Source organism: uncultured Cyclobacterium sp. (assembly GCF_963976465.1).
Classification (GTDB): Bacteria; Bacteroidota; Bacteroidia; order Cytophagales; family Cyclobacteriaceae; genus Cyclobacterium.
Genome location: NZ_CAXBOC010000324.1, coordinates 1 through 6847 on the forward strand (window position 1 = coordinate 1; position 6847 = coordinate 6847).

General features: G+C 38.5%; 6 protein-coding genes. All 6 read right to left on the reverse strand.

The features are described 5' to 3' along the window. Window positions 1-708 (reverse strand): carboxypeptidase-like regulatory domain-containing protein (locus tag AAC037_RS16770; protein ID WP_339904164.1); only part of this gene is annotated, 708 nt, incomplete at its 3' end. Between the two features lie 129 nt (window positions 709-837). Then, window positions 838-1953, reverse strand: a complete 1116-nt coding sequence (locus AAC037_RS16775) for a FecR domain-containing protein (RefSeq protein ID WP_339904165.1) — start codon at window positions 1951-1953, stop codon at window positions 838-840. Between the two features lie 120 nt (window positions 1954-2073). Beyond that, on the reverse strand, window positions 2074-2682 hold the full coding sequence (locus AAC037_RS16780) for a sigma-70 family RNA polymerase sigma factor (protein WP_339904167.1): 609 nt from the start codon (window positions 2680-2682) through the stop codon (window positions 2074-2076). Window positions 2683-2774: 92 nt separating this feature from the next. Then, the gene (locus AAC037_RS16785; RefSeq protein ID WP_339904169.1) at window positions 2775-4166 is read right to left on the reverse strand and encodes a hypothetical protein; all 1392 of its coding nucleotides are present in this window, start codon (window positions 4164-4166) and stop codon (window positions 2775-2777) included. Between the two features lies 1 nt (window position 4167). Then, a complete protein-coding gene (locus AAC037_RS16790) occupies window positions 4168-5601 on the reverse strand; it encodes a sulfatase (RefSeq protein WP_339904171.1) in 1434 nt (477 codons plus the stop codon). A gap of 10 nt (window positions 5602-5611) precedes the next feature. Continuing rightward, window positions 5612-6847: sulfatase (locus AAC037_RS16795; protein WP_339904172.1), on the reverse strand; the 1236-nt coding region annotated here is incomplete at its 5' end.

Genomic DNA, 6847 nt, shown 5'->3' on the forward strand with positions numbered 1-6847 from the left:
GTCATCATCTTTTGCTAAGGTTCCGTCTTGAAATTTCTTTATTCCAAAAGCAGTCACCACAACCTCTTCCAATGAGGAGGCATCTTGAATCATTTGTATATCAATTACATTAGAATTTCCTACAGTTCTACGCTGACTTTCAAAACCTACAAATGAATAAACCAAAACATTCCCTTCTTCTGCATCCAAGGTGTAATTGCCATCAAAATCAGTGACGGTACCCACGCTAGTGCCTTCAATAATGATGGTGACTCCCGGCAAAGGCAACCCTTGATCATCTGTCACCCTACCTGATATTTCAATGAATAATTCAGAGACGACTACTTTTTGGTGATTTCGATTACGTTTTGATTTTTGAACGTGAATATTTTGATTGACCTGCTTAAAATCTAAACCTGTTTGATTGGAAATCTTCACCAGCAAGTTATAAATGCTTTGGTTTGACTGCGCAATAAATAGCTCCGGAAGGTTTTTAATTTCTTTGTTTAGGTAAACAAAATTAAACTCCGAAACCTCTTCAATTTTAGAAAAGGCCTCCTTTACAGTAACTCCCTCTAAAGGTATTTGTACTTTGACTTCTTCAATACTCTTCACTTGCATCTCAACTTCTATAGCCAACAGCAGCCCTGTAGACATGCATTGGAATAGAAAGAGAAAAGCAAATACTTTCATCATGCGAACCACATGAATTTGTAAATAATTTTTCATACAATTTTGGGTTTATGTTAATTTATAAAATGGGTAATTTAAAAGGTAAAGTCTTTAAATAATTTGGTGATGCCTTTTTCTTTACCTTGGAAAAAAACACCTTTCATCTAATCACTTGATTTACCTTACCTATAAATTTCTTTGATTATTGAATTCAATTGTTACCTTCTCGCCTGTTATACTGTATTCAATTTGAAGGGTATGCTTCAAGCCTTCCATTACATTTTTAAGGGTTTCATCTTGAAATTTGCCGGAAATATTTAGGTGTTCTTTGGGCATATTATCAATTTCAAAAGACACACCATACCAATTTTCCAAAACCCTAATCGCTTCAGAAAATGTTGTATTATCAAATACAATTAATTTTCTTGTCCACCCCAAAACCTCATCTTCATCAAAGGTCACCTTGCTTATTTTACCATTCTTATGAGGAATTTTTAAAACTTCTTTTTCCTTTAATAATATGCTGTCCCTTCTTATTTTAGGAATCCCAACAGCTACCTTTCCTGTGATCAAGGCCACCTTTACATCCTCTTTTTCATAGGCTTTAATGTTAAAAGACGTCCCTATGGCAGTGGTAGAAACCCCTCCGGCAGTGACAGTTAAAGGCTTTTCGGAATTTGGGAAAACATCAAAAAATGCCTCTCCTTCTAAATAAACTTCTCTTCTTTTTAGGTCTAAATTATCATTATATGTCAATACACTACCTGAATTAAGAAGAACTTTAGTTCCGTCTTGAAGCGTGATACTCGACTTTATACCCGGTGCTGCTTGATAGGATTTGACAGATGAAATAGCAGAGCGCTCAGTATCCATATTTGGCTGAAACTGATTTAGTATGAGGTAACCTATACCTATCAAAAACAACAAAACCACAGCAACTCGAAGGAATGCTGTCAAAACCGATGTATTTAAAGTTGATTTAAAATTCTGCTGCTTACCTGAATGAGGCAATGGTTTGGTTGGGCTTATTCTTTTTGCCCCCCTCTCAAAAGTTGATTCAACAGTATGGCTATCGATGTTTTGCCACATCTGGTCAAACTCAAAAGGCTGAAGCGGATACTGATCTGAAAATAAATCGAGTACAATTTTTTTCGCCTCCTCAACCTCCTTAGCTGAAACTTGATCCTTAGACTGGGAATTTCTCCAGATTCTTTCAGACTTAAAATCAGGAGTCAAAACCCATTTTCTGAATGCTTCATTCAGAATTAAGTCTTTTACATTTTCATTCAAATAATTCATCATGGTGGATTTTCATAGACATGTGTCAGAAATTGCCCATATCTATCCTCCTGATTGAAAAAAAATTTATTTTTTTATTGTTTGATTCAAATCATTAAAAAAAGAAGTTCACCAATGGTCGAGCTAAAATTTACTTTGTCCAAAAATTATCAATAAGAGAGATATTAATTTACGAAGGTTATTAATGGCCTTCCAAGTCAAAGTGTATACCGATTGAACATTAATCCCCATAATTTCAGCAATTTGCTTATGCGGAATATTTTCAAAAAACACATACATAATTACTTGCTTTTGTCTTAAGGATAGCAAATTTAAAGCTGATTTTAATCTAGTATTGGGTTCCTCTTCAGAGGTCTCGTATTTGCCTTCATGCTGATACAACTGTGCTTCCAAAACATCTGTATGCATGATTTGCTCGATTTCCTTTCTTTTAACTCTAGCTTTAATTTCTTTTTTGATCTTATTTGAAAGCGCCTTAAAAATGTAATTTTTTACATGCTTTACATTTCTAGTATTTTCTCGGTATTTCCATAAGTCAATAAAAAGATCTTGGATACAATCCTTTACAAGTTCCCTGTCTGCCTTTATTCGTAATCCAAAAGCCATTAATTCATAAGCATAAAGACTGAACATTCCCTCAAGGCCCGACTTATCCCCCTCCATAATCAGCTCCCAATATCGATCCTCCTTGGACCGATTCAAAGCCTCTTTTTCCTTTTTAGATTCGACCATGATTTTGAAGGTTATTTCAATAATTGCTCATAATCACCTAATTTAATCTATTTTTATCAAAGTAAAATTACAAATACCCTCTATTCCCCTCCTTACTTTGTCCAAACTTTATTAAGTAATATTGCTGCTGTATCTACAATTTTATATCCGGCTTCGGGTTCTAAGCGTGTCCAGCTTATGGGAGAGCCTGAATATCCCCCACCAAGTAAGCCATAGATGGTTGGGCAGTAACCATTGTATCCGTCTGTCATCCCCACCACTATGGTGCTTTCTCCCGGGCTCCTTTTTTTAATATCAAGACCAAACTGACTAAACAACTCACATGGTTGGGTTACCATGGCAAGCCCCCCAATTCTTAGGGCATGAACAGGCAAAATATCAAAGGGATTTTCACCAAAAGTTTCTTGAAGGTGTACCGATCCAAAAGCCATGATCATTTCCATTCCTCGAATAGGCTCACCTTCATCTATGCGCTTTAGAATTGCCTGGGATTTGACAAGTGTACCGGTATCGGGCAACCTAACTTTTACTTTTAAATCATGGTACTCGTGGGCCAATTTAGGGCTTGTTTCATAAGTTATGCTTTCATATAGTCGCATGGTCTCTTTTACCACCTGATCAGTAATTCTAGCCATTTTCTCTTCATCAGATTCAGACTTTTTATCCAGCATATTTTCCATGCTGATATCTCCTTGCGCACCATTGAGAAACAGCACGGGAAGGTCATCCCTGAATTTTTCTCTGAATGTCTTCCTCACTTCCCCGGGGAAATCCGAAGAAAATACCCCATCGGCATAAAAAATGGTGGGATGGGTGGTATTATGGTAAAGGATTGACAATAGGTTTCCCTTAAGGTCTGCAGCAAACATGGCCAAATGCTGGGGGTCATCAGGCCCTTCCAAACCTGCAAAATCAGTTCTGCTTGCATCCCCGTGCATCGAATGGGTACCATCTGCCCAGGTTAAGCGACGGTTGTAGCCTATCTGCGCCTCACCTTCAGCCCAACCGATTTTTCCAGGTACTGCGTTTTTAACAGCTTCTTTTGCCAATGAAACCATCCTTGGTACCAAGCTTTCCATATAAGCTGTATCAAGAGGCATCAAATAGTTGGTTTTCACCAGAGAGGGACCTCCATGGGTATGGGTCGATGAAATTAATATATCTCTAGGCATAATCCCTGTAGCTACACCCATGGCTTCCCGCAACCTTACATTCAACCCCGCTTCCATACCAACCAAATCACAACTGACCAATAGCATTTGAAACCTTCCTTTGGAAATGTAAAGTCCATTGGCTTCTAAGTCATCTCTAACCTTAGTGGCTTTTTTGGGCACTCCGGCTCCCTGAACCCAGCTGTTTAATTCCGGGGTAATTACTGTCGAAGCTGCACCAATTTTTAGAATTTCCGATTGGCCAAGGCCGGAAAGCGGATTTATTATAATTATGGCCAAAAGGACATGGATTAATGGCTTCAATTTTAACATTTTAATATTTTTTTAGGTTAATTTTCATTTCTTCTAAAATCTCTTGGTAGGACGGTTGATCGATGATATTATTCAGCTCATAGGGGTCTTTTTTTAAATCATACAATTCATCCATATTTTGAAGATCGGTATATTGGATGTATTTAAACTGAGTGGACCGAATGCCTTTATACCCCATATTGACCATCCTTGGCCAAACCATATCCGAATAGTACTCCATATAAAATGATGTCCTCCAGTTATCCGGCTCTTCTCCATAAATTAAAGGTTTCAAAGACCTTCCATCCATTAAACTATCCTTTCCAACCCCTGCAAAATCAAGCAATGTGGGAGCCAAATCGATATTCAAAGCCATCTGATCTACAGAAAATCCTTTTCCGGTAAGGGGGAGGTATCGGAAAAGCAAAGGAATTCGCAAGGACTCTTCATAAGCCAATCTCCTTTCTTCATTTAAACCATGCTCTCCATAAAAATACCCATGATCTCCGGTGAATACCACAATGGTATTATCTTCAAGCTTTTTGCTTTGGAGGATATCCAGAATTTCACCCAACCCTTCATCAATGGCCATCAACATTTCTGCTCGGCTCCTTATCACTTCCTCCTTGGTCGCTGTGGCTTTGCCTAATTCCGGCAACCCTTCAATTTCTCGCATCAATGCAGGTTTATCTTTTGGGGTAACAAAGGCATTTGGTCGGCGCTTAAAAATGGCCCCCTTATACTTGTCCTTATGTCTCTTGGCAGGGACAAAACCCCCGTCACCAATATTGGTAACCTTGCCTGAGGCATCTTGATGAAGGTTGGGATGTAGGCCCTTATGAGAAAGGTATAATAAAAATGGTTTACGCCATTTTTCATTTATAAATTCAAGTGCATAGGCTGTTAAAATATCGGTAACATATCCTTCTCGATGTGTTTCTGATCCGTTCACATTAAAATCCGGGTTGATTGCTTTTCCTTGTCCTTTTAGTGCCACCCATTGATCAAATCCGGGTCTGGGAGTATTGTCATTGCCCATGTGCCACTTTCCAATAAAGGCGGTTTCATAACCCTCTTTCTGTAATTTGGCCGGAAATGTTTTCAATTGATGACTTAAAGTGCTTCTATCCGTATTGTCAATGATTCCGTGGGAAAAGGCATATTTCCCTGTTAAAAAACTGGCCCTACTAGGCGAGCATAAAGGTGTGGTGGCGAAGGCATTCTTAAATAAAACAGCATTTGTGGCCAACTTGTCAATGTTCGGCGTTTGGATATAATTGTGTCCTCCAAGGCCAAATTCGTCCCAACGCAAATCATCTACCAATACAAACACCATATTGGGAGCAGGTTTATTTATGATTGATGTTTCATTGTTCTCGGATTTACAGCCTAATAACACCAAGCTTAAGAAAACAGCTATTCTCTTAAACTGAACATGAAAATTTAAAAGGTTCATTCTTATGTGTTTAAGGTAGGGCAATATTGCCTCTTGCGGCCATATGTTGCTTTAAAATCTCACTCATTTCTGATATGATCTTTTGATTTTTTGGATCCGCCGCAATATTTTGATTTTCATTTGGGTCTATTGTTAAATCAAATAGCATATTGGCTTTTACCTGCCCGGATTTATCATAGAATTCAGTATAAGAATGGGTCTGGGTAATTATTGTTTCTCCTCCTAAATTGGACCTGCCAAACAAGGCTTTTTTACCCTCAGAGCTTTGACTTTCAAGAATGCTTGCAAAGCTTTTTCCTTGCAGGTGAAAAGGTGGATTAATACCTGCCAGCTCACACAATGTTGGGAAAATATCCACGGTTTCCACCAAGGCCCCATGTTTTACATCCGTGGGTTTACCCGGTACTTTAAATATTAAAGGTATCTTCAAAGAGGTGCTAAAATTGGAATGCTTGCACCAGAGCCCATGTTCCCCCAATTGCCAGCCATGGTCTCCCCACAACACCACAATGGTCTCCTCTTCCAATTCAAGGTTTTCCAGCGCATCCAACACCCTACCGATTTGAGCATCCACATAGCTAACACTAGCATAGTAACCATGAATTAGCTTTTTTGAAAGGCTTTTTGATAATGGTCCTTTTTCAGGAATATTGGAATAAGCCCGAAGTTCACTGAATTCATGAAGGGCTTCTTTAGGTGCATTTTGAGGGGGGTAAAAATTATCAGGCAATTGAATCTCGGCTTCATCATAGAGTTTCCAATACCTTTGAGGAGCATTAAATGGTAAATGAGGTTTTTTAAACCCAACTGCTAAAAAGAAGGATTCCCTACTGGCTCTAAATTGCTGTAATTTCTCCACTGCTTTGGTAGCTATTTTCCCATCTTGATAGACCTCATCTGCAATCTCTGGACTTTCAAATGCAGGACCTCTTTTGGGTAAATTGTGATTATTTCTTGGATTTGAATTGAACTGCCTCTCTTCATTGCGTTTTTTAAAAATGTCAATGCTTTCTTCTGCTTGATAATCCCAATCAGTGGTGGTGATAACCGGTCTCCATATTTCATCCCAACTGCCTATACCGTCATTAAAATTGTTATAAACCTTTCCTAGAGAGACTGTGGTATAATGGTTATTTTTAAAATGCATGGGCAAGCTTACAATTCCCGGAACATCCGTATCTTGGGAACAATTCCATCCATTAAACCGATTGGGGCTCCCATATAAGCCGGATAAAAGTATGGCTCT

Excerpts from the sequence above, each read along its gene's own strand:
- AAC037_RS16775 (WP_339904165.1), bottom strand. The coding sequence starts at position 1,953 with ATGATGAATTATTTGAATGAAAATGTAAAAGACTTAATTCTGAATGAA.
- AAC037_RS16780 (WP_339904167.1), bottom strand. The coding sequence starts at position 2,682 with ATGGTCGAATCTAAAAAGGAAAAAGAGGCTTTGAATCGGTCCAAGGAG.
- AAC037_RS16785 (WP_339904169.1), bottom strand. The coding sequence starts at position 4,166 with ATGTTAAAATTGAAGCCATTAATCCATGTCCTTTTGGCCATAATTATA.
- AAC037_RS16790 (WP_339904171.1), bottom strand. The coding sequence starts at position 5,601 with ATGAACCTTTTAAATTTTCATGTTCAGTTTAAGAGAATAGCTGTTTTC.